This is a genomic window from Actinomadura sp. NEAU-AAG7 (genome assembly GCF_018603865.1).
GTDB classification, from domain to species: Bacteria; Actinomycetota; Actinomycetes; order Streptosporangiales; family Streptosporangiaceae; genus Spirillospora; species Spirillospora litoris.
In genome coordinates this window covers 1,502,393-1,522,180 of sequence record NZ_JAHFZY010000001.1, presented here as the reverse complement: position 1 = coordinate 1,522,180, position 19,788 = coordinate 1,502,393, and the positions used below count along the sequence as shown (strand labels likewise).

The window sequence follows — 19,788 nt, the reverse complement described above, 5'->3', positions numbered from 1 at the left end:
GCAATGACGGCGCAGACGACCGAAGAGACCTTCACGTTCCAGGCCGAGGTGGCGCAGCTTCTCGACCTGATGGCCCACTCGCTCTACAGCAACAAGGAGATCTTCCTGCGCGAGCTGATCTCGAACGCCTCCGACGCGATCGACCGGCTGCGCTTCGAGCGGTTCTCCCACCCCGAACTCGCCGAGGACGGCGATGACGACCCGCGGATCCGCGTCGGCTACGACCGCGACGCCGGGACGATCACCATCTCCGACAACGGCATCGGGATGAGCCGGGACGAGGTGATCGGGAACATCGGCACGATCGCGCGCTCCGGCACCGCCGAGTTCCTGCGGAACCTGAGCGGCGACCAGCGCGGCGACTCCGCGCTGATCGGCCAGTTCGGCGTCGGGTTCTACTCGGCGTTCGTCGTGGCCGAGCGGGTCGTGCTGACGACGCGGCGGGCGGGCGCGGCGGCGGCCGACGGCGTCCGCTGGTCCTCCGACGGGCGGGGCGAGTACACGCTGGAGTCCGTCGAGCGCCCCGAGCGCGGCACCACGATCGTGCTGCACCTGCGCGACGGCGAGGACGAGCTGCTCAACGGCCACCGGCTGCGGACGATCGTCCAGCGCTACTCCGACCATGTCAGCGTGCCGATCGTGATGCCGTCCGAGGACGCGGACTCCGCCGAGGAGACGACCGTCAACCAGGCGTCGGCGCTGTGGGCGCGGCCGAAGGGCGAGCTGACCGAGCGCGAGTACCACGACTTCTACCGGCACCTCAGCAACGACTTCACCGACCCGCTCGCCTACGTCCACGCCAAGGTGGAGGGCCGGTACGAGTACACGCTGCTGCTCTACGTCCCCTCGCAGGCGCCGTACGACCTGTGGGTCCCGCAGGCGCGGCGCGGGATGCGGCTGCACGTCCAGCGGATCTTCATCCTGGAGGACAGCGGCCAGCTCATGCCCGCCTACCTGCGGTTCGTGCGCGGCGTCATCGACTCCAGCGACCTGCCGCTGAACGTCTCCAGGGAGATCCTCCAGGGCAGCCGCGCGGTCGACCACATCCGCTCCAGCGCGGTCAAGCGGGTGCTGCGGCTGCTGAAGGACATGGCCGCGAACGAGCCCGAGAAGTACGCGACGTTCTGGCGGAACTTCGGCGCCGTGCTCAAGGAGGGCATCGCCGACGACTACGCCAACCGCGACGACATCGCCGAGCTGCTGCGCTTCACCACCACCCGGTCGGCCACGCAGGAGGCGGACGTCTCGCTGCGCGACTACGTGGGCCGGATGAAGGAGGGCCAGGACAAGATCTACTACCTGCTCGCGCCGACCCCGGCCGCCGCGTCCGCCAGCCCGCACCTGGAGGTGTTCCGGGAGAAGGGCATCGAGGTGCTGCTGCTCGGCGAGGCCGTCGACAACTGGGTCGTGACCGGCCTCGTGCAGGAGTTCGACGGCAAGCGGCTCCAGTCGGTCGCGCAGGGCGTCCCCGACCTCGGCGACCTGGAGGACGACGCGGAGAAGGAGGCGGCGGAGAAGGCCGGCACCGAGTTCGCGCCGCTGCTGGAGCGGCTGAAGGCCGAGCTGGACGGCCAGGCGCACGACGTGCGGGTGACGACCCGCCTGACCACCTCGCCCGCGTGCATCGTGGGCGACGAGGCGATCACCGACCTGGCGCTCGCGCAGCGGCTGCGCGGCTCCGGGCTGCCCAACCGGCCGGTGCTGGAGATCAACCCCCGGCACCCGCTGATCGAGCGGCTGAACCGCCGCCAGGACGACCCGCGCCTGGCCGACTGGGCGCACGTCCTGTTCAACCAGGCCGTGCTCACCAGCGGGGCGCTCGTCGAGGACCCGGCCGCGTTCGTCGGACGGCTCAACGACCTGCTCGTGGCGCTGGCGGCCGACGACACGCCCTGAACCCCGGGCGCGGGCCTCCGCCGGGGACCCCCCGGCGGAGGGTCAGCCCTCCACCCAGCCGTACTTCTTGGCGAAGGCGAGCAGCCCGCGCCGCAGCTTGAGGATCTGCGCGCCGGTCAGCTCGGGGTCGTCGCGCAGCAGCAGCTCGGTCAGCTCCTGCGTGAACTCGTCCTGCGACAGGACGTCGCACAGGCCGTCGTCATCGTCCCTGTCCAGCACGGGGCCCCGGTCGAGCGAGCGCGCCGGGGGCCGGGACACCGGGTCGGCCTCCAGCGCGCGCACGGCGAACGCCTTCAGCCCCCGCTCCCCCTGGGTCACCTCGAACTCGACGGGCGTCCCCGGGGAGAACACCGCCTTGTCGTCGAGCAGCTCGTTGGCGTGGACGAAAACGTCCTCTCCGCCGCCGTCCGGCACGATGAATCCGTATCCGCGGAAATCGTCGAACCTGAGAACCTTGCCCGTCTGCGTCATGACCACCCCTCCGCAAAACACACGACGCCTGCCCGTCCACTACACAGCCGGAACCGTCCAGACGCCGAATCGGTGCTCCCCCGTTTACGCCGGCGCCGCGGTGCCCCCTGGAGACGCCCCCCGGGCATCACGCCGATATCCTAAGCCACCCTCCCGCCGTTCGAAGCGTTCCCTTCAATCGGGCTCTTCACTCAAGCGGGCGGTGATGCGGGGCGCACGGACGGTTCCGTTGTCGGCCGGGCGGGGCCGCAGAAAGCACCGGAGAATTCGCCCTTCCTCCAACACCTTCGGACGAATCACCGGCGGGCGCCGCCGGGCCCACCAAGATCCATTCCGCTCATCCGGCGGATGCCGGCATGCGGAGCCGGCATGCGGAGCCGGCACGGTAATGGCCGGCGCGGGATCAGGAGCGCTTCACCTTGCGCCAGGCGGCGGCCAGGTAGCCGCGGACGCGGTCGTTGACGCGGCGCGCGGCGGGGAACTCGGTGCCCAGCAGGCCCAGCCCGGCGAGGATCGCCACCACGCCCGGCCCCGGCAGCACCAGCATCACGACGCCCAGAACGATCAGGCCGAGTCCGGCCACGGCGACCGCCGCCTTGCGCAGCAGCCGCAGCGGCGTCCTCGCCTTGGCGGCCGGGACGACGTCGGCCCCGGCCGTCCGGTCGGACATGTGATCGGACATGTGATCGGACATGGTCGCGGTCATCTGGTATCTCCTTGATCGCCGGCCTTACCGTGTCCGACGATCGGGACGCCGCCATCGACCCCGGATGTGTCCAGTGCCACAGCCGCCGGCGCGAGGCCGCCGCGGACGGATCGACGGCGCCACGCGCCGGCGCTGGAGCGCGGCCCCGAGGGCCTGAAGTCCGCGATCTACCAGGCCGCCGGCCAGGAGCAGGGCCGCCACCGGATGGGCGGCGGCCGGTGCGCCCCTAGCCCGCAGGGGCCGGGCGGGGCCGGAAGGGCTCCAGGCCCGGGTACCGGCGGCCGGTGATGATCTCCTCCGCGAGCAGCCGCCCGACGAGCGGGGCGAGGACGACGCCGCTGTGGCTGACCGCCTCGTGGTAGCCGGGCAGCTCGGGGACCGCGCCGATGCTCGGGAGCCCGCCCTCGGGCAGGACGCGCTGCCCGATCCTCGGCCGGACGACCGCCGCGTACGCCAGGTGCGGCAGCACCCGGGCGGCCCTCGCCAGCAGGTCCTGGGTCAGCTCGCGCAGGTCGGAGCCGTCCTCCAGGCGCCGGTCGACCGGGCCCGACCTGATCAGGACGCGGCCCGGCCCGTCCGGGCGGATCGACACCTCCGGCGAGTGGACGATGTGGCGCAGCGTCTCGCCGGGGATCGCGACGGTCAGCAGGAGCCCGGGGCCGCGGGTCAGCGCCAGCGACGTCCCGGCGCCGGCGGCGATCGCGGGGGCGCCCTGGCCCGCCGCGTTGACGACGACGTCGGCGCTGAGCACGCGCCCGCCCGCGGTGGTGACCGTCCAGCTCGCGGCGCCCCGGGCGAGGCCGATGACCGGTGTCTCCGGACGGACGACGGCGCCGTGCCGGGTCGCCAGCTCCAGCAGGTGGCGGGTGAGCGTGACCGCGTTCACCCAGCCCTCGGTGGGGGCGTGGAGCACGCGGGCGGGCAGCCGCGCCACCGGGCCGAGCCTGGTCTCCGAACGCCAGGCGAGGGGGTATCCCCAGGCTCGGTAGCGCTCGGCGCGGCGTCTCAGCTCCTGCTCGTCGTCGGAGAGCAGGACCGTCCCGCAGGGGTGGTACCAGTTCGACAGCGGGGTCTCGGCGGCGAGCCTGGCGTGCTCCTCCATCCCCGCGCCGTTGAGCCGGAAGTAGTCGTGCGGCTCCTTGTCGAACGCGCTCAGCCGGGAGAACGTGACGCCGGTCGCGCCCCGGGACGGACGGCCCGCCTCCACGATCTGGACGCTCGCGCCCGCCCGCGCCAGCTGGTGGGCGACGGCCGCGCCCATGATCCCCGCGCCGACGACGACCGCCTTCACCGCACCACCCGGGGGCGGCCGCGCCTTGTCAGCCGGGTCACCGAACCTATTCCGTTCACCGCCCGGATCATGACCGGGAGCGGCACATGTTTACGATCCGTACATGAATGACTACCATACGTGCATGATACCGAGGCGACGGCTTGACGCAAGACGTGACGGGAGAGGCGCCGGCGACGCGGGTGCCGGTGGGCTGGAGCGGCGTCCCGGGCGGGACGCGGCGTCCGGAGCGGACCCGGACGCCGCGTGCGAGGTCACCGGTGGGGGTCGCCCTTGGCGAGCACGCGCCCGGCGAACTCCGTCAGCGCCTGGAGCGCGAGCCGGTAGGGACGCGGACCGTACGACACGCGCGCCACCCCGGCCGCCGCGAGGTCGGCCAGGGACGTGCCGGGGGCGTTGTTGGCGTTCACCGGCCCGGGGATGCCCGCGACCAGCGCCGGCACCGCGTCGATCGGCGCCCCGATCGGGTACACGCAGTCGGCGCCGGCCTCCAGGTAGAGGCGGCCGCGGGCGATCGCGTCCGCGACCGGGTCGGCCGCCTTGGCGACGAACGAGTCGGCCCGGGCGTTGATCACCAGTGCGTCGCCCGCCGCCGCGCGGACGGAGGCGAGGTAGGCGGCCTGGTCCTCGGGGCGCGCCAACCCCGCCGCGTAGGTGTCCTCAAGGTTGCAGCCCGCGGCGCCGATCGACAGGAGGCGGTCGACCAGTTCGGCGGGCTCCAGCCCGTAGCCCGCTTCCGCGTCCACGGTGACCGGCACGTCCGCCACGCGGATCACGCGGCCCGCGGCGGCGAACATCTCCTCCACGGGCGCGCCCTCGTGGTCGGGGTAGCCGAGCATGGCCGAGACCGCCGCGCTCGCGGTGGCCAGTGCGGGGAAACCGGCCTCCTGGACGGCGGTCGCGCTGCCCGCGTCCCAGACGTTCGGCAGGAGCAGCGGGTCACCGGGGCGGTGCAGGTCGCGAAGGCGCTGGGCGTGCTCGGTCATGATTCTCCTTCTGTCCTTTTTCAGGGGGGACAGGTGAGGACGGTCGTCTGTGACGACCTTCGTGTACCCGTCCGTCCGGAGAACCGAAGCGGGGCCGACCGAAATTCCGCCGCGCGCCGCCGTGCCGCGCCCGTGCCCGAACCCGAGCCGCTCAGCCCCGGGCGAAGACCTTGTAGATCTTGACGGGCTTGGCGGGCTCGCCGTCCTGCGGGCTGCTTCCGCCCGGCTTGATGCCGCCCTTGACGATCCGGTCGAGCACGCCGAGGCCGTGCGTGACCTTGCCCAGGACGGTGTAGGCGGGCGGGATGTCCGCGCGGGAGTGGACGAGGAAGAACTGGCTGCCGTTGGTGTCGGGCCCCCAGTTGCCCATGGCGACCGTCCCGCGCGGGTAGGTCTCCTTGCCGGTCAGCTCGTCGTCGAACTCGTAACCGGGGCCGCCCTTCTCGGCGGCGTAGATGTCGCCGCACTGGAGGACGCCGAGCCGCGCCGAGTTCGTCAGCCGCCAGCACCGCGTGCGGTCGTAGAACCGCTGCCGGGTCAGGCTCGCGAAGTTGTGCACCGCGCAGGGCGCGTTCCCCGGGTCCATCCGGATGCTGACGGCGCCGAAGTTGGTGATCAGGACGACGTCGACCTTGCCGTGGGCGCGGGCCGTCGAGCGCGGCGCGCGCACGGGCTTGGCCGCCGGGTTGTCGGGCGTGGGCGTGAAGACGCACCGCACCTGCTTCCCGCCGTGCCCCGGCGAGGCGGGGGCCGCCTGCGCGGCGCCCGCCGGGACGAGCGCGGCGGCGACGGCTGCGGCCAGGGCGGCGGTGACTGTCCAGCGCGGTCTCATGCCGCCCCACGGTAGTGATCGTCCGCGCCGCCCGGTAGTGGCAAATCACGACGAAGCGCGGCCGCGCCCGGCCCGCCAAGACCCCTGCTCAGCGGGCCGGGATCCGCGCATGGCGTGCCGCTCCGGGCTGGGTTAGCGTCGAGGTGATCATTCATCCCCGCCTTGAGGGAGTGCGCATGCTGCCGTGGTCCGCCGACTTCGCCGGACGCCTGGAAGAGCACGTCGTCAGCAGCGAGCTGCTGCGCGGCAACCCGCTGAAGGACCCGCACGAGCGCCCGCTGCTGGTGTACGTCCCGCCCGGATACGACGACGACCCGTCACGGCGCTACCCCACCGTGTACGTGATCACCGGGTTCACCGGGCACGTCGGGATCTGGCGGAACCGGATGCCCTACCGCCGGCCGTTCCCCGAGACCGCCGACGCGGTGTTCGCCTCCGGTGAGGCGCCGCCCGCGATCGTCGTGTTCGTCGACGCGTGGACGGCGCACGGCGGCAGCCAGTTCCTCGACTCCCCTGGCACGGGCCGCTACCACTCCTACATCTGCGACGAGCTGGTCCCGTGGGTGGACGCGCACTACCGGACGCTCGACGCGCCCGAGCGCCGGGCGATCAGCGGCAAGTCCAGCGGCGGCTACGGGGCGATGATCACCCCGATGCTGCGCCCGGACCTGTTCGGGGCGCTCGCGACGCATGCGGGCGACGCGCTGTTCGAGTACTGCTACCTGCCCGAGTTCCCCAAGTGCGTCCGGCACCTGCGCGGGTACGGCGGCGACATCTGGCGGTGGTGGGAGGACTTCCACGGCCGGGCGTCCTTCACCAAGCCCGAGGACATGGAGCTGCTCAACCTCCTCGGCATGGCGGTCTGCTACTCGGCGCGCGAGGACGGCACCCCCGACCTCCCCTTCGACCCGGTCACCGGGATCATCCGGCCGGAGGTGTGGGAGCGCTGGCTCGCGTGGGACCCGGTGCGGATGGTGCCGGGCCACGCCGAGGCGATGCGGTCGCAGCGCGCGATCTGGATCGACGGCGGGACGCGCGACGAGTGGTTCCTGGACGTGGGCGCGCAGGCGTTCCACCGGGCGCTGCTGGACGCGGGAGTGTCCGAGGACGTGATCCATTTCGAGCTGTTCGACGCGGCCCACGGCGGCATCGACTACCGCTACCCGATCGCGCTCTCCTGGCTCTGCCGGCGCATCGCGCCCTGATCCCGAAACCAGAAATCGCCCTTCATAACCCGACAGACGCCGAACCGATATGAAATTGAAACCGGCGCCCCAGGCCGCGCCGGTCGGGGAAGTCCAACGGCGGGACGGGGTTCCAACGCCCCGCCCGCCTCGGCGGTTCCAGCACGCGGCGGGCCGGACGGGAAGGCCGGCCCGCCGGTCGCCCCTGTCCAGGAACGTTTTACGGGCCATCCATTAACTTGCTCTGAAATTTTGAAAATCCAGTACCAAATGGATTCATTGACTCTTTTCACACGCCGGGGTGCACTTCGGGACAGCTCATCCGGATGAGTTCCCAGTCCTCGCTCGACGGACAGGGGTGTCGCGGAGCGTTCCAGGAGGGACGCGCCCGTGCCCCGCCCCGCCCGGGCACGTGGAAGGAGCACCCCTGTGAGACACCAGACCGCGTTCGGGGCGGCGGCGCTGGCCGCGAGCCTCGCCGTGGCGATGTCCGCCCCCGCCACAGGTGCGACCACCCGCACCACCCCCGCGGCCCCGGCCAAGCCGGACCCCCGCGCCGTGGCCGCCGCCTCGGCCGACACCTTCGTCGTCGCCAAACCGGCCGCCTTCCGCACCGCCCCCAAGGACCGGATCATCCGCACGGGCGTCACCTCGGGCCTGCGCGGTCTCCAGCACGTCCAGTACCAGCGCACCTACGACGGCCTGCCGGTGTACGGCGGCGACTTCGTCGTCACGACCAACGCGACCGGCGGCATCCTGAGCACCTCCGTCGACCAGAGCGAGCGGCTGGACCTGCGCACCAAGGCGACGATCACCGCCGCGCAGGCCGCGAAGGCCGCGAAGGCGAAGGTCAGCGAGATCGGCACCGTGTCGTCGCCGCGACTGATGGTGCTGGCCGAGGGCTCGGGACGGCTGGTCTACGAGACGGTCGTGAGCGGTCACCAGAAGCGTGCCGAGACCAAGCTGCACGTGATGGTGGACGCCAAGTCCGGGAAGGTCGTCAAGACCTGGGACGAGGTCCGCGACGTCGCCGACGACCAGAGCAACTACCACGGCACCGTCGACCTCAGCACGGCCGCCACCTCGATGACCGACCCGCAGCGTCCCGGCCACCAGTGCGGCGGCCAGGGCGGTTCCGCCTACACCGGCACCGACAGCGCCTGGGGCACCGGCAGCGGCACGAACCTGGAGACCGCGTGCGTGGACGTGCTGTACGCGGTCCAGAAGGAATGGGACATGCTCAAGGCATGGCTCGGCCGCAACGGCACCGACGGCAACGGACGGGGCTTCCCCGCGCGTGTGGGCCTGAGTGACGTCAACGCCTACTGGAACGGCAGCTACACCAACTTCGGCCACAACCAGGCCAACAACAAGCAGGCCACCTCGGTCGACGTCGTCGGCCACGAGAACGGCCACGCCGTCTTCACCAACACCCCCGGCGGCGACAGCGGCGGCAACGGCAACGAGAAGGGCGGGATGAACGAGTCGGCCGGCGACATCTTCGGCGCGCTGACCGAGCACTACATCAACGAGCCCGCCCAGTACGACCCGCCCGACTACCTGGTCGGCGAGGAGGTCGACCTGGTCGGCCAGGGCCCGATCCGCAACATGTACGACCCCGGCCAGCTCGGTGACCCCAACTGCTACTCCTCCTCGATCCCGCGCACCGAGGTGCACTCGGCGGCCGGCCCGCAGAACCACTGGTTCTACCTGCTGGCCGAGGGCTCGAACCCGACCAACGGGAACCCGACGAGCCCGACCTGCAACAACTCCACCGTCACCGGGATCGGCATCCAGAAGGCCGGCCAGATCTTCATGGGCGGCCTCAACAAGAAGGTGACGAACTGGAGCCACGCCCGGGCCCGCGTCGAGACCATCAACGCGGCGATCGAGCTGTTCCCGAACTCCGGCGCCGAGTGCGTGGCGGTCAAGGCCGCGTGGAGCGCCGTGGACGTCCCGCAGCAGGGCGCCGAGGCCGCCTGCGCGCCGCAGGGCCCGGACTTCTCCGTCGCGGTGAACCCCGCGTCCGGCAGGGCCGACGCGGGCGGATCGGCGAACGCGACCGTCACGACCCAGACCACCGGCGGCGGCGCCCAGCAGGTCACGCTGTCGGCGACCAGCACCCCGGCCGGTCCGACGGCGACGTTCTCGCCCGCGTCCGTCTCCTCCGGCCAGTCGTCCACGATGACGGTGAACGTCCCGGCGGGCACCGCCGACGGCACCTACAAGATCACCGTGCTCGCGGACGGCGCGTCGGTCGACCGCACCGCGACCTACACGCTCACGGTCGGGGCGGACCAGCCCGGCACCGTGTTCGCCGACGACTTCGAGGCCAACGGGAGCTGGACGGCCAACCCCGCCGGTTCCGACTCCGCGACCGCCGGGAAGTGGGAGCGCGGCGCCCCGCAGCCCACCAGCTACAGCGGGACGAACCTCCAGCTCGCCGCCGCCGGCGGCAGCAACACGCTGGTGACCGGGCCGCAGGCGGGCAGTGACGCCGGGACCTACGACGTCGACGGCGGCGTGACCACGATCCAGTCGCCGGAGATCACGCTGCCGTCCGGCACGCTGGCGCTGAAGCTGTCCTGGTACTTCGCCCACCTCAACAACAGCGGCACCGACGACTACTTCCGGATCAAGGTCGTCGGGACGCAGACCACGACGGTCGTCCAGCAGACCGGCGCCGCGGCCAACCGCGCCGGTGCCTGGAAGAACGAGACGATCGACCTGTCGGCGTTCGCCGGCCAGAAGATCCGCATCGTGGCCGAGGCCGCCGACAACGGCTCCGGCAGCCTCGTCGAGGCCGGGCTGGACGACATCAAGATCACCAAATCCTGACCGCCCCCCGCCCGCGGCCCGTGACGGGGGCCCGCTCCCCCGTCGCGGGCCGCGACATAAGGGCCTGGTCACCCGCAAGCTCAGTGTGACCACCGTCCGACACGACGTGACCATCGGAGAGACCATGAGACCCCGGATCACGGCGGTCGTGGGGGCGTCGGCCCTCGCGCTGGCCGCCTTCGCACCCGGCGGCTCGGCCTCGGCCGCGCCCGCCGCCCCCGCCGCCCCACCCGCACCAGCCGCCCACGCCGGGGCGGCGCTGAAGTCGCCCGACATCCCGCTGGCCAATGTCAAGGGGCACCTGGCCCAGCTCCAGTCCATCGCGACCAGGAACGGCGGCAACCGCGCCCACGGCCGCGCCGGGTTCAAGGCGTCGATCGACTACGTCAAGGGCCAGTTGGACACGGCCGGCTACCAGACGCAGGTCCAGTCGTTCAGCTACAACGGCGCCACCGGCTACAACCTGATCGCCGACTGGCCGGGCGGCGACGTCAACAACACCCTGATGACCGGCGCGCACCTCGACAGCGTCAACGCCGGCCCCGGCATCAACGACAACGGCTCCGGCTCGGCCGCGAACCTGGAGGTCGCGCTCGCGGTCGCCCGCGAGAAGTACCAGCCGAAGCGGCACCTGCGGTTCGGCTGGTGGGGCGCCGAGGAGCTCGGCCTGATCGGCTCGACCCGCTACGTGGACACGCTGCCCGCCGCCGAGCGGTCGAAGATCAAGGGATACCTGAACTTCGACATGGTCGGCTCCCCGAACCCCGGCTACTTCGCCTACGACGGCGACGGGTCGAGCGGGGGCGGCGGCCCGGCGGGCTCGGCGGAGATCGAGCGGGTGCTGCGCGCCTACTTCGCCACGATCAACGTCCCGGTCGAGGACACCGCCTTCGACGGGCGCTCGGACTACGGCCCGTTCATCCAGTACGGGATCCCGGCCGGCGGCCTGTTCACCGGCGCCGAGGACTACAAGACCGCCGCGCAGGCGCAGAAGTGGGGCGGACAGGCGAACACGCCCTACGACCGCTGCTACCACTCGTCCTGCGACACCTCGTCCAACATCAACGACCCCGCGCTCGACCGCAACTCCGACGCCATCGCCTACGCCGTGTGGACGCTGGCCGGGGACGGCGGCCAGGAGCCGGGCGGCGAGACCGTCTACTCCGACGGCCTCGAATCCGACACCGGCTGGACGGTGAACCCCGGCGGCACCGACACCGCGACCGCGGGCCGGTTCGAGCGCGGCGCCCCGCAGGCGACCGCCTACAGCGGGACGAGCCTGCAACTCACCGCGCCCGGCGGCAGCAACGCGCTGGTGACCGGCGCGCAGGCCGGGACCGACGCCGGGTCCAACGACCTCGACGGCGGCACCACGAGCGCCCAGTCGGGCCCGATCGCCCTCCCGGCGGGCGCGAAGACGCTGTCGTTCGCCTGGAACTTCGCCCACCTCAACAACAGCGGCGCAGACGACTACCTGAGGGTGCGCGTCGTGGGCCCGAACGGGTCGGCGACCGTCCTCGACCAGACCGGCGCGGCGGCCAACCGCGCGGGCTCCTGGCAGACCCAGACCGCCGACGTCTCCGCGTACGCGGGGCAGTCGGTCCGCATCGTCGTCGAGGCCGCCGACAACGGCTCCGGAAGCCTCGTCGAAGCGGGTCTGGACGACATCAAGATCACCAAGTGAGACGGTGTCCGCCCAGGTCAACCGGTAATTTCAGGGGATTTCAGACCTTGACCGACAATTATTGAAATTCCAGTACCAAATGGATTTGTTGACATCAACCAGCTCGCACGGTGAGCTTCTGGAACCAGCTCACCCGGTTGAGTTCAACGTCCACCAGCACCCCAACGGCGTGGGGCCCCAGACCCGCGCCAAGCGTCCTGTGCCCCCGCAACGGACGCTCGCGGATGCGGCCGCCCCCGCCCGGCCGCATCCGCGATCAGCCGACCTCGCGGGTCCACTCCTAGTCAACGCCGGGCGACAGCGGCGCCCGCGGCGACTCCCACAAGGACCTCCGCGGGCCAAGCGCCCCCGGCCCATGTAAGGAGCACCGCTGTGAGACACCAGACCGCGCTCGGGGCTGCGGCGATCAGCGCCGGCCTCGCCGTGGCGATGTCCGCCCCCGCTTCGAGCGCGAGCGCCACGCCCGCGCCGCCCACCCCCTCCCCCAAGGCGGCCGCAGCCTCCGCCGACCGGTTCGTGTCCGCCGGTCAGGCACCCGTCCACGCGTCCCCCCAGGACAAGATCGTCCGCCGTGGCGTCACGTCCGGGACCGGAGGACTCCAGTACGTCTCCTACGACCGCACCCACGCCGGTCTGCCCGTCCGCGGCGGCGACTTCGTCGTCGCCACCGACGCCGCGGGCAAGGTCCTCAGCACCTCGACCACCCAGACCGGCGAGCTGACGGTCTCCACCACCCCGTCGCTGACCGCGGCCAGGGCCGCCGCGATCGCCCGCAAGCAGATCACGCGGCCCAAGAGCACGACGACGCCGACGCTGTCCGTCCTGGCCGAGGGCAACGGGCGGCTGGTGTACGAGACGGTCGTCCGCGGCTTCAACCGCCCGCCGGGCTCCTACGGCTTCGGCCCGCACGGTTCCTACGGGTTCCGCCCCGGCGGTTCCTACGGCTTCGGCCCGGGCGGCTCCTACGGCTTCGCGGGCCCCCCGGGTTCCTACGGCTTCGCGGGCCCCCCAGGTTCCTACGGCTTCGCGGGTCCCCCCGGCTCCTACGGCTTCGCCCCCGCCGGCTCCTACGGCTTCGCCGGGCCTCCCGGTTCCTACGGCTTCGCAGGGCCTCCCGGCTCGTACGGCTTCGCCGGCCCCCCCGGGTCCTACGGCTTCGCGGGCCCGACCGGCTCCTATGGCTTCGCGGGCCCGCCCGGGTCCTACGGTCTCGCGGGCCCGCCCGGCTCGTACGGGCTCGCCGGCCCCAAGGGCTCGTACGGCTACGGCCCGCGCGGGTCCTACGGGTTGGCCGCGCTGCCCGAGCGTCCGTCCAGGCTGCACGTGATGGTGGACGCGAAGACCGGCAAGGTCGTCCGCACCTGGGACGAGGTCGTCGACGTGAACGACGACCAGTCCTACTACCACGGCGGCCGCACCAAGCCGACCCACATCGACACGTCCGGCTCCAACGGCCGGTACACGCTGAGCGACGCGCGCCGTCCGGGGATCAGCTGCGGTGGCGAGAACGGCACACCCCTCAGCGGCACCGACGACGCGTGGGGCAACGCCGACGGCACCGACCTGGAGACCGCCTGCGTCGACGCCATGAAGGCGGCGCAGGCCGAGTTCGACATGGTCAAGGCATGGCTCGGACGCAACGGCCTGGACGGCAACGGGCGCGGCTGGCCCATGAAGGTCGGCCTCCGGGACGTCAACGCGTACTGGGACGGCAGCTCCGCCTACTTCGGCCGCAACCAGCATGGCACGCGCCAGGCGACCCCGACCGACGTCGTCGCGCACGAGCTCGGCCACGGCATCTTCCAGTCCACGCCCGGCGGCTCGGGCGGCAGCAACGAGAAGAGCGGCCTGAACGAGTCGACCGGCGACATCTTCGGCGCCCTCACCGAGTGGTACCTGAACGAGCCGAGGGTGGACGAGAAGTTCGAGGGCACGGTCGCCCTCCTGAACTACGACCCGCCGGACTTCGAGGTCGGCGAGGAGGTCGACCTGGTCGGCTCCGGACCGATCCGGAGCATGTCCGACCCGACCACGGCCTCCCGCAGCCACCCCCTCTGCTACGGCCCGGACGTGCCCCCCATGGAGCCGCACGCGGCGGCCGCCATCCAGAACCACTGGTTCTACCTGCTGGCCGAGGGCTCCAACGCCAACGACCCCAAGAACGGACGGCCCAACAGCCCGACCTGCAACAAGATGGTGGTGACGGGCGTCGGCCTCAAGAAGGCCGGACAGATCTTCATGGCGACCCTCAACATGAAGACCTCCAACTGGACGCACACCGCCGTCCGCAAGGCCTCCCTCCAGGCCGCCCTCAACCTGGCGAAGTCCGGCGCGCTGACGTGCACCGACTTCACCCGCACCCGGGACGCGTGGGAGGCCGTGCGCGTCCCCCGAGCCAGCGGCGAGCCCACCACCTGCACGGGCTGACCGCGGACGGCCGTACGGGGCGATCTCGGCCCGTCCCGTGCGGCCGTCGTTCCCACGGGGACCCGCCCCCCGCCGGGCCCTCGGCGCCACCCTGTCCTCGGCGCCGAGGGCCCCTCAACATCTGAGCGCATGACAGGCCACCCTGGATCAACGGGTGAGCCGCCGGGCGACGTCGAGATGCGGCTCGGCCACCGTGCGCGGCACGAACAGCTTGCACACGCGCCCGTGAATGGTGCAGTTCCACCACCCCGACGAGACGTCGTCACTGTGCGCGGCACCGACGATCTCACGGGTCTTGATATCGGCGACGATGAAGGCTTCCTCATCACCGATGAACTCATACTTGCCGTCGATCTGATACCTGTCATCCACCGGCTCGGGCCTTTGTGGTGTGAACCAGAGCGCCGTCCAAGGATTGGGCACGATCACGCCTTTCCTGAGAGATGAGCGCGGCGGCGGGAGGCTCCAGTTCCCGCCGCCGCGCCGTCCGTACGGCTGCCTGCGATGCCGTCCAGCCGCGGCGCTGGCCGCACGGAGCAAAAGCACGGCGGCGCGGGGTCCACGGGGGGCAGGACCCCGACGCCGCCGTGGTGAATGCGACAGCCCCAGCCGCCGCACCCACGCCTGTGTCATTCATGGGCCCACACAACCGAGCCGCTGTCCCCATCCAGCCGCGCCTCCCCCACCACACGAACGTCGCGGTATGTGATAGTCCCCGTACCGAGCACGACTTCCCGAACCACTCCGACCGCGCCGGGCTCACCCTTACGCAAGGCGGCGTCGACCTCCTGGAACGCGCGCTCGCGCACATCGGTCACGCCGCCCGCCCCAAGATCGGGGGTCCGGACGTCCCACGCGTACATGGGCTCCTCCTCGCCCGTGAGCAGGAGAGCGAGGCCGCGCGCGATGCACCAGCGGTAGACGTCCCGGGGCTCGGGGTCACCGGTGGCATGCTGGTGAGGTGCTGACACGACACGCTCCTCTCACGTTGAGTGAGTGAAATGGTGCCGTGCGTGAGCGCGGCCAACCGCACAATATGTGCGGACCACGCTGCTTGACTGGATCTTTTCTACCTAGTAATGCCAGCCCAGCGAGCGAACGCAGCGACCTCTTCACCGGACGTGCGGTCCACCCGCGCCAAGGTGGCCGCCGTGGCGCGAAGTGTCGGGTGGTTGCGTGCGTGGTTCGGCGCGATCCGGCGCGCGGCCTGGAGTGAGCCGAACGCTCCCCGCGCGTCGCCCGTCGCCAGCCTCGCGGCGGCCACGTCGATGTGATGGTGGCTCGCCCGCTCACCGGCCAGCGGAACCGGCAGTTCCCACTCCGCCCGGCCTTGGGAGGCTCCCCATTCCCCGAGCCGCGCCAGCGCCTGGTCCGCGTCGCCCGAGTCGATGAGGGCGGCGACCCAGTGAATCCGCACGTTGGTCGGACCGAACGACATCTCGTAGTGGACGCTGTCGGCGCCCAGCAGATCCGCGCAGGCGTGGGCCTCGCTCAAGCGGTCATGGGCCCGTTCGGGACGGCGGTCTCGCGCTTCCAGGATCGCCAACTTCAGGAGGATCGCACCCTGGACGGCGAGGGCCTCGTCACTCAGCGCTCCCTCCGGAGCCAGCCGCTCGACCGCGTCCGCCAACCCCTCAAGCAGCCGGCGAGCGGAGGTGTAGGCGCCCATGCGGAGCATCGCCCCGCCCTTGAGGTAGGCGGCGGACGTCTGCATCAGCGGGTCGCCCGACCGGTCGGCGGCCCAATGCACGCGCTCCACCGCCGTCAGCGACAGGTCGTGGTAGCCGAGCTTGTGCGCCAGCGAGTTCGTCGCGCGGTAGCCCGTCGCCAGCCACCAGAACGCCCGTTGCCGCTCCGGGCCCGATGACGACAACGCTCTATGCGTCAACTCCATCAGGAGGCCAGGGAGCAGCGGCCCCATCGGGACGTACTGCCCGTCCTGCCGCATCCGCGCCACCTGCCGCGTCTCGGCGACCAAGGCGTCCAGCGGCCGAGGGGCGGTGACCAGGTCGTCCGGCGAGTCGTAGGTGAGCAGCACGCGGCGGAGATCGGGGATGACACCCTGAACACCGTCATCGGCCTCGGCGCCGTTCATGTACGGCTGCCCGTAGAGCCGGTCCGTCCCGACGCGCAGGGCGCGGGCGAGGGCCACCACCAGCGCGGACTGCGGCACCCTGCTACCGGACTCGATCTTCTCCATGAGGCTCACGCTGATCGCGGCCGCCTCGGCGAGCTGCCGGACCGTCATCTTCCGGATTTTACGAATGGTGCGAATCTGGCCACCGACGTCCGCGCTCATGCGGGCTCCCCTCTTCGCCTGTGCACAGCGTACGTAGCACCTGCCGGAGCGTCCCGGCAGAACGCTGAATGGGGCCGGAATTCAGCTCGCGTGCTTGGCGAAGCTGGCGAATGTGGGGTTATGCGGGCTTTTTCGCCTGGGGTTGGTTGCGGTCGAAGAGGGCGGCGGCGCCGAGCAGGAAGATCTGGGTGATCATTCGGTCGGGCCTGCGCTGCTTCCAGGCGGTGGCCAGCAGACCTCGGTGGGCGGCCAGGTGGAGGGCGAGCGTGTCGTGGCCGAGGCTGTGGGCCCGGCCGAAGTGGCGGTAGGCGGCGGCGAGGTCGCGGGTCGCCAGTGCCGCCCGGCCTTGGGCCATCTCGGAGTCGTAGCCGCCGGTCACCGTTCCTCCTGAGGGGTCACAGGCCCTGGACGAGTAGCTGGAACGCCTCGTCGATGAGGGCGTCCAGCGGACGCGGGTCGACGCGGCCTCGGTTCTCGGCCACCTGCAATGCCGCGAAGGCGGCGCCGACGAGCATGGCCGGGTAGAGGCCCTCGGATCGGGGTGGGCCGATCCGCTTTGCGATCTCGGCGGCCAGGGCCGCCATCGTGGTGTCGACCTGGTCGAGGTTCATCCTGGAGAACAGTTCGGGGTGGCGCCGGTACAGCTCCTGGAGCAGTTCCCATTCCTCGCCCAGATGCGCGAAGTCGGCCGCGTGCGCCATCGCCTTGATGACCTCGCGCATCGCCAGAGCGGGGGGCTCGGTGGAGGGTCGGGCCCGCAGTTCGGCGACGATCTCCTCGGTCGTCCACTGGTGCGGCTCGATCGAGAACGCCTGGTCCTTGGTCGTGAAGTAGTTGAAGAACGTCCGCGGCGAGATGTCGGCCGCCTCGCTGATCTCCTCCACGGTCACCGCGTCGGGCCCGCCCCGCTCCAGTGCCAGCCGGACGGCCGCGCCGCGGATCGCCACGCGGCGCGCGACGCGGCGCCTTTCGCGTCGCCCTTCTCCCGCCTCCATGACTTGCAGAGTATGCAAAAAGTGCATGCTCTGCAATACGAGTCAGGCGGGGGTCAGGGCCTGGGTGGAGGAGGCGAGGATGCCGGCCAGGGCCGTGCGGGCCTGGGTCAGGTCGGCTATGCGGGTGTCCATCTCGGTGAGCTGGGTTCTGATGTGGTCGAGGACGCAAGCCTGGAGCTCGGTGCCGTCGCCCACGAAGCAGGGCATGAGTTCGCGGATGACCTTGGTGGTGAGACCGGCGGCCAGGAGGGTGCGGACGCGGGCGACGGCGGTGGGGGCCTCGGGGCCGTAGTGGCGGTGCCCGCCCTCGCTGCGGCGGGAGGTGAGCAGTCCCTGGGCCTCGTAGTAGCGGAGGAGGCGTACGTCCACCCCGGTGGCGCGGGACAGATCTCCGATCTTCATGTGACTGACCTCACCTTGAACCTGGCATTGATTGCACGTTTTAGCGTTGGTCGCATGACATCGACATCAGCACCGGTCTCGCTCTACGGATTCCTCACTCCCAAGGCGGGGCACGCCGACGTCCTCAGGAAGCTCCTGCTGGACCTCGTCGCGCCCTCCCGGGGGCACGAGGGCAGCCTTCAGTACCACATCCACGAGCAGGAGGACGGACGGTTCTTCCTCTACGAGGTCTGGCGGTCGCAGGAGGACCTCGACCGGCACAACGCGACGCCGTTGCTGCGCGAGTTCATGGCCGAACTGCCCGAGCACCTCGACGGGGACGTCGAAGCCTACTTCGGCGCGATGATCAGTACCTATCCGGCCGCCTCAGGGGGTGGTCAGGGTAATTGAGCCGTTGTCCGTGCGGGTGGTGATCGAGCGGGGGGCGGCGGCGTCCTTGGGGATGTTCTCCTGGACGTCGCCGTTCTCCGTTTCGGTGGTGACCTTGTAGGTGGCGTGCGGGACGGTCACCTTCACGTCGCCGTTGTCCGTCGTCACGTCCACCCGTTGCGGGGGCGCCGCGAACAGCAGGGCCACCTTGCCGCTGTCGGTCCTGGCCGAGACCTGGGGGGAGCTGGTCGCGGTCGCATGCAGGGCGCCGTTCTCGCTGCGCAGGTCCAAGGGGGCCGAGGCGCCGTTGACCCTGATCGCGCCGTTGGTGGTGTGGACGCGCAGCGGGGTGGTGAAGCCCTCGGCTGTGATCGTTCCGTTCTGGCCCTTGATGGCGACCGCCGTCCCGCGCGGGACCAGCACCTGGTAGCGCACCGCGCAGTCCGTCAGCGCCCCGCAGTCGGTGGCCAGGGTCAGCCGGTCGCCGGACAGTCCCCATTTCGCGGACGGGCCGCCGCCGACCAGCGTCCAGCGGTCGAAGCGCCGCGTCACCTGGACGCCTTCGACGTCGGCCGGACGGATGTCCAGGTCGCCCCGGTCCTTGGTGATCGTGAGGCTGGAGCCGACGGGGCCGAAGTCGCGGTGCTCGGGGGACGCGTCGTCGGCCGAGGCGCCGCAGCCCGCGAGGAGGACGAGCAGGAGCGGCGCGCCCAGGAGCGGCGAGCGGTGCGGCGGGATGGTCAACGGGCCTCCTGGTCGATACCGAAAGTATTCAGTACTTTGAGTATGCTACGGTCCGGTCATGAGCGACAACCCAGGGCCCGCGCGGCGCGTCCCGCGCGAGGAGGTGCGGCGGCGGCTGCTGGACGAGGCGGTGCGCGTGTTCACCGAGCGCGGCTACGACGACGCCCGGATCGAGGACATCGCGCACGCCGCCGGGTTCACCAAGGGCGCGGTCTACTCCAACTTCGGCGGGAAGCGGGAGCTGTTCGCCGCCGTCCTCGGGCAGGGGGCCGAGGACGAGCTGGCCACCGTGACCGCCGAGATCGACGCCGCCGGTGACACCCGCGCGGTCGTCGAGCGGGTCGCCGCGCTGATCGCGTCCCGGATCGTCACCGACACCGGGCACGGCCAGCTCGGCCTGGAGTTCGCCGCGCGGGCCGCCCGGGACGCGGAGACCCGGGCCGTGCTCGCGCCGATGCGCCGCGCCCAGCGCGACACGGCCGCCCGCGCCGTCGCCGAGCTGACCGGCGCGCGGATCCCCGCCGAGCTGGCCGGGCTGATCCTGCACTGCCTCACCAACGGCCTGGTGAACGAGCATCTCGCCGACCCCGAGGCGGTCACCGAGGACGTCATCGAGCAAGCCTTCGCGGCCGTGCTCACCGCCCTGCTCCCCCCGGCCTGAGAG

General features: G+C 71.5%; 19 protein-coding genes. 7 read left to right on the top strand and 12 right to left on the bottom strand.

The genetic code is table 11. From position 1 onward, the window contains the following. Positions 1 to 3: 3 nt before the first annotated feature. Positions 4 to 1,896, top strand: coding sequence for a molecular chaperone HtpG (gene htpG / locus KLI87_RS06930; RefSeq protein WP_214616252.1), 1,893 nt, complete (start codon positions 4 to 6; stop codon positions 1,894 to 1,896). A gap of 42 nt (positions 1,897 to 1,938) precedes the next feature. Here the strand turns inward: htpG and KLI87_RS06925 are convergent, their stop codons facing one another. The 5 genes from KLI87_RS06925 to KLI87_RS06905 all read right to left on the bottom strand — a co-directional run bounded on the left by KLI87_RS06925 (position 1,939) and on the right by KLI87_RS06905 (position 6,182). Then, on the bottom strand, positions 1,939 to 2,367 hold the full coding sequence (locus KLI87_RS06925; RefSeq protein ID WP_214616251.1) for a cold-shock protein: 429 nt from the start codon (positions 2,365 to 2,367) through the stop codon (positions 1,939 to 1,941). Between the two features lie 403 nt (positions 2,368 to 2,770). Then, positions 2,771 to 3,073 (bottom strand): PGPGW domain-containing protein, encoded by a 303-nt coding sequence (locus tag KLI87_RS06920; protein ID WP_214616250.1) that lies wholly within the window; start codon positions 3,071 to 3,073, stop codon positions 2,771 to 2,773. Positions 3,074 to 3,299: 226 nt separating this feature from the next. Then, entirely contained in the window at positions 3,300 to 4,364 is a 1,065-nt protein-coding gene (locus KLI87_RS06915; RefSeq protein WP_156214279.1) for an FAD-binding oxidoreductase, read from the bottom strand. Positions 4,365 to 4,618: 254 nt separating this feature from the next. Then, positions 4,619 to 5,350 (bottom strand): isocitrate lyase/phosphoenolpyruvate mutase family protein, encoded by a 732-nt coding sequence (locus KLI87_RS06910; protein WP_214616249.1) that lies wholly within the window; start codon positions 5,348 to 5,350, stop codon positions 4,619 to 4,621. Between the two features lie 151 nt (positions 5,351 to 5,501). Next, positions 5,502 to 6,182 carry a peptidylprolyl isomerase gene (locus KLI87_RS06905; RefSeq protein ID WP_214616248.1) on the bottom strand — a complete coding sequence of 227 codons (681 nt, stop codon included), beginning with the start codon at positions 6,180 to 6,182 and terminating at the stop codon, positions 5,502 to 5,504. Between the two features lie 176 nt (positions 6,183 to 6,358). Between KLI87_RS06905 and KLI87_RS06900 the strand changes: the two genes are divergently transcribed. The 4 genes from KLI87_RS06900 (at position 6,359) to KLI87_RS40905 (ending at position 14,315) form a co-directional block, all read left to right on the top strand. Then, positions 6,359 to 7,387, top strand: coding sequence for an esterase family protein (locus KLI87_RS06900; RefSeq protein WP_214616247.1), 1,029 nt, complete (start codon positions 6,359 to 6,361; stop codon positions 7,385 to 7,387). A 408-nt stretch (positions 7,388 to 7,795) separates the two neighbouring features. After that, positions 7,796 to 10,204 (top strand): M4 family metallopeptidase, encoded by a 2,409-nt coding sequence (locus tag KLI87_RS06895; RefSeq protein WP_308165883.1) that lies wholly within the window; start codon positions 7,796 to 7,798, stop codon positions 10,202 to 10,204. Between the two features lie 124 nt (positions 10,205 to 10,328). Continuing rightward, a complete protein-coding gene (locus tag KLI87_RS06890) occupies positions 10,329 to 11,888 on the top strand; it encodes a M28 family peptidase (protein WP_214616246.1) in 1,560 nt (519 codons plus the stop codon). A gap of 372 nt (positions 11,889 to 12,260) precedes the next feature. Continuing rightward, entirely contained in the window at positions 12,261 to 14,315 is a 2,055-nt protein-coding gene (locus KLI87_RS40905) for a M4 family metallopeptidase (protein WP_214616245.1), read from the top strand. A gap of 147 nt (positions 14,316 to 14,462) precedes the next feature. Here the strand turns inward: KLI87_RS40905 and KLI87_RS06880 are convergent, their stop codons facing one another. The 6 genes from KLI87_RS06880 to KLI87_RS06855 form a co-directional block, all read right to left on the bottom strand. Beyond that, entirely contained in the window at positions 14,463 to 14,744 is a 282-nt protein-coding gene (locus KLI87_RS06880; RefSeq protein WP_156214285.1) for a hypothetical protein, read from the bottom strand. 200 nt (positions 14,745 to 14,944) lie between these two features. After that, the gene (locus tag KLI87_RS06875; RefSeq protein ID WP_214616244.1) at positions 14,945 to 15,286 is read right to left on the bottom strand and encodes a hypothetical protein; all 342 of its coding nucleotides are present in this window, start codon (positions 15,284 to 15,286) and stop codon (positions 14,945 to 14,947) included. Between the two features lie 98 nt (positions 15,287 to 15,384). Then, the gene (locus KLI87_RS06870; protein ID WP_214616243.1) at positions 15,385 to 16,614 is read right to left on the bottom strand and encodes a helix-turn-helix transcriptional regulator; all 1,230 of its coding nucleotides are present in this window, start codon (positions 16,612 to 16,614) and stop codon (positions 15,385 to 15,387) included. A gap of 118 nt (positions 16,615 to 16,732) precedes the next feature. Continuing rightward, positions 16,733 to 16,993 carry a DUF3703 domain-containing protein gene (locus KLI87_RS06865; protein ID WP_214616242.1) on the bottom strand — a complete coding sequence of 87 codons (261 nt, stop codon included), beginning with the start codon at positions 16,991 to 16,993 and terminating at the stop codon, positions 16,733 to 16,735. A 16-nt stretch (positions 16,994 to 17,009) separates the two neighbouring features. Further along, a complete protein-coding gene (locus tag KLI87_RS06860) occupies positions 17,010 to 17,609 on the bottom strand; it encodes a TetR/AcrR family transcriptional regulator (RefSeq protein ID WP_173390600.1) in 600 nt (199 codons plus the stop codon). A 42-nt stretch (positions 17,610 to 17,651) separates the two neighbouring features. Beyond that, complete coding sequence (locus KLI87_RS06855; RefSeq protein ID WP_214616241.1) at positions 17,652 to 18,011, bottom strand: MerR family transcriptional regulator; 360 nt, start codon at positions 18,009 to 18,011, stop codon at positions 17,652 to 17,654. 54 nt (positions 18,012 to 18,065) lie between these two features. Here KLI87_RS06855 and KLI87_RS06850 point away from each other — a divergent pair, with 54 nt between their 5' ends. Further along, positions 18,066 to 18,401 carry a putative quinol monooxygenase gene (locus KLI87_RS06850; protein ID WP_214616240.1) on the top strand — a complete coding sequence of 112 codons (336 nt, stop codon included), beginning with the start codon at positions 18,066 to 18,068 and terminating at the stop codon, positions 18,399 to 18,401. Here KLI87_RS06850 and KLI87_RS06845 read toward each other — a convergent pair. Beyond that, the gene (locus tag KLI87_RS06845; RefSeq protein ID WP_214616239.1) at positions 18,378 to 19,124 is read right to left on the bottom strand and encodes a DUF4097 family beta strand repeat-containing protein; all 747 of its coding nucleotides are present in this window, start codon (positions 19,122 to 19,124) and stop codon (positions 18,378 to 18,380) included. The two genes, KLI87_RS06850 and KLI87_RS06845, sit on opposite strands and share 24 nt — an antisense overlap. Before the next feature lie 58 nt (positions 19,125 to 19,182). Between KLI87_RS06845 and KLI87_RS06840 the strand changes: the two genes are divergently transcribed. Further along, on the top strand, positions 19,183 to 19,785 hold the full coding sequence (locus KLI87_RS06840; RefSeq protein ID WP_156214293.1) for a TetR/AcrR family transcriptional regulator: 603 nt from the start codon (positions 19,183 to 19,185) through the stop codon (positions 19,783 to 19,785). The last annotated feature ends 3 nt before the right edge of the window (positions 19,786 to 19,788 follow it).

Coding starts and splice junctions, on each gene's coding strand:
- htpG (WP_214616252.1), top strand. CDS start 4: ATGACGGCGCAGACGACCGAAGAGACCTTCACGTTCCAGGCCGAGGTG.
- KLI87_RS06925 (WP_214616251.1), bottom strand. CDS start 2,367: ATGACGCAGACGGGCAAGGTTCTCAGGTTCGACGATTTCCGCGGATAC.
- KLI87_RS06920 (WP_214616250.1), bottom strand. CDS start 3,073: ATGACCGCGACCATGTCCGATCACATGTCCGATCACATGTCCGACCGG.
- KLI87_RS06910 (WP_214616249.1), bottom strand. CDS start 5,350: ATGACCGAGCACGCCCAGCGCCTTCGCGACCTGCACCGCCCCGGTGAC.
- KLI87_RS06905 (WP_214616248.1), bottom strand. CDS start 6,182: ATGAGACCGCGCTGGACAGTCACCGCCGCCCTGGCCGCAGCCGTCGCC.
- KLI87_RS06900 (WP_214616247.1), top strand. CDS start 6,359: ATGCTGCCGTGGTCCGCCGACTTCGCCGGACGCCTGGAAGAGCACGTC.
- KLI87_RS06890 (WP_214616246.1), top strand. CDS start 10,329: ATGAGACCCCGGATCACGGCGGTCGTGGGGGCGTCGGCCCTCGCGCTG.
- KLI87_RS06870 (WP_214616243.1), bottom strand. CDS start 16,614: ATGAGCGCGGACGTCGGTGGCCAGATTCGCACCATTCGTAAAATCCGG.
- KLI87_RS06860 (WP_173390600.1), bottom strand. CDS start 17,609: ATGGAGGCGGGAGAAGGGCGACGCGAAAGGCGCCGCGTCGCGCGCCGC.
- KLI87_RS06855 (WP_214616241.1), bottom strand. CDS start 18,011: ATGAAGATCGGAGATCTGTCCCGCGCCACCGGGGTGGACGTACGCCTC.
- KLI87_RS06850 (WP_214616240.1), top strand. CDS start 18,066: ATGACATCGACATCAGCACCGGTCTCGCTCTACGGATTCCTCACTCCC.
- KLI87_RS06840 (WP_156214293.1), top strand. CDS start 19,183: ATGAGCGACAACCCAGGGCCCGCGCGGCGCGTCCCGCGCGAGGAGGTG.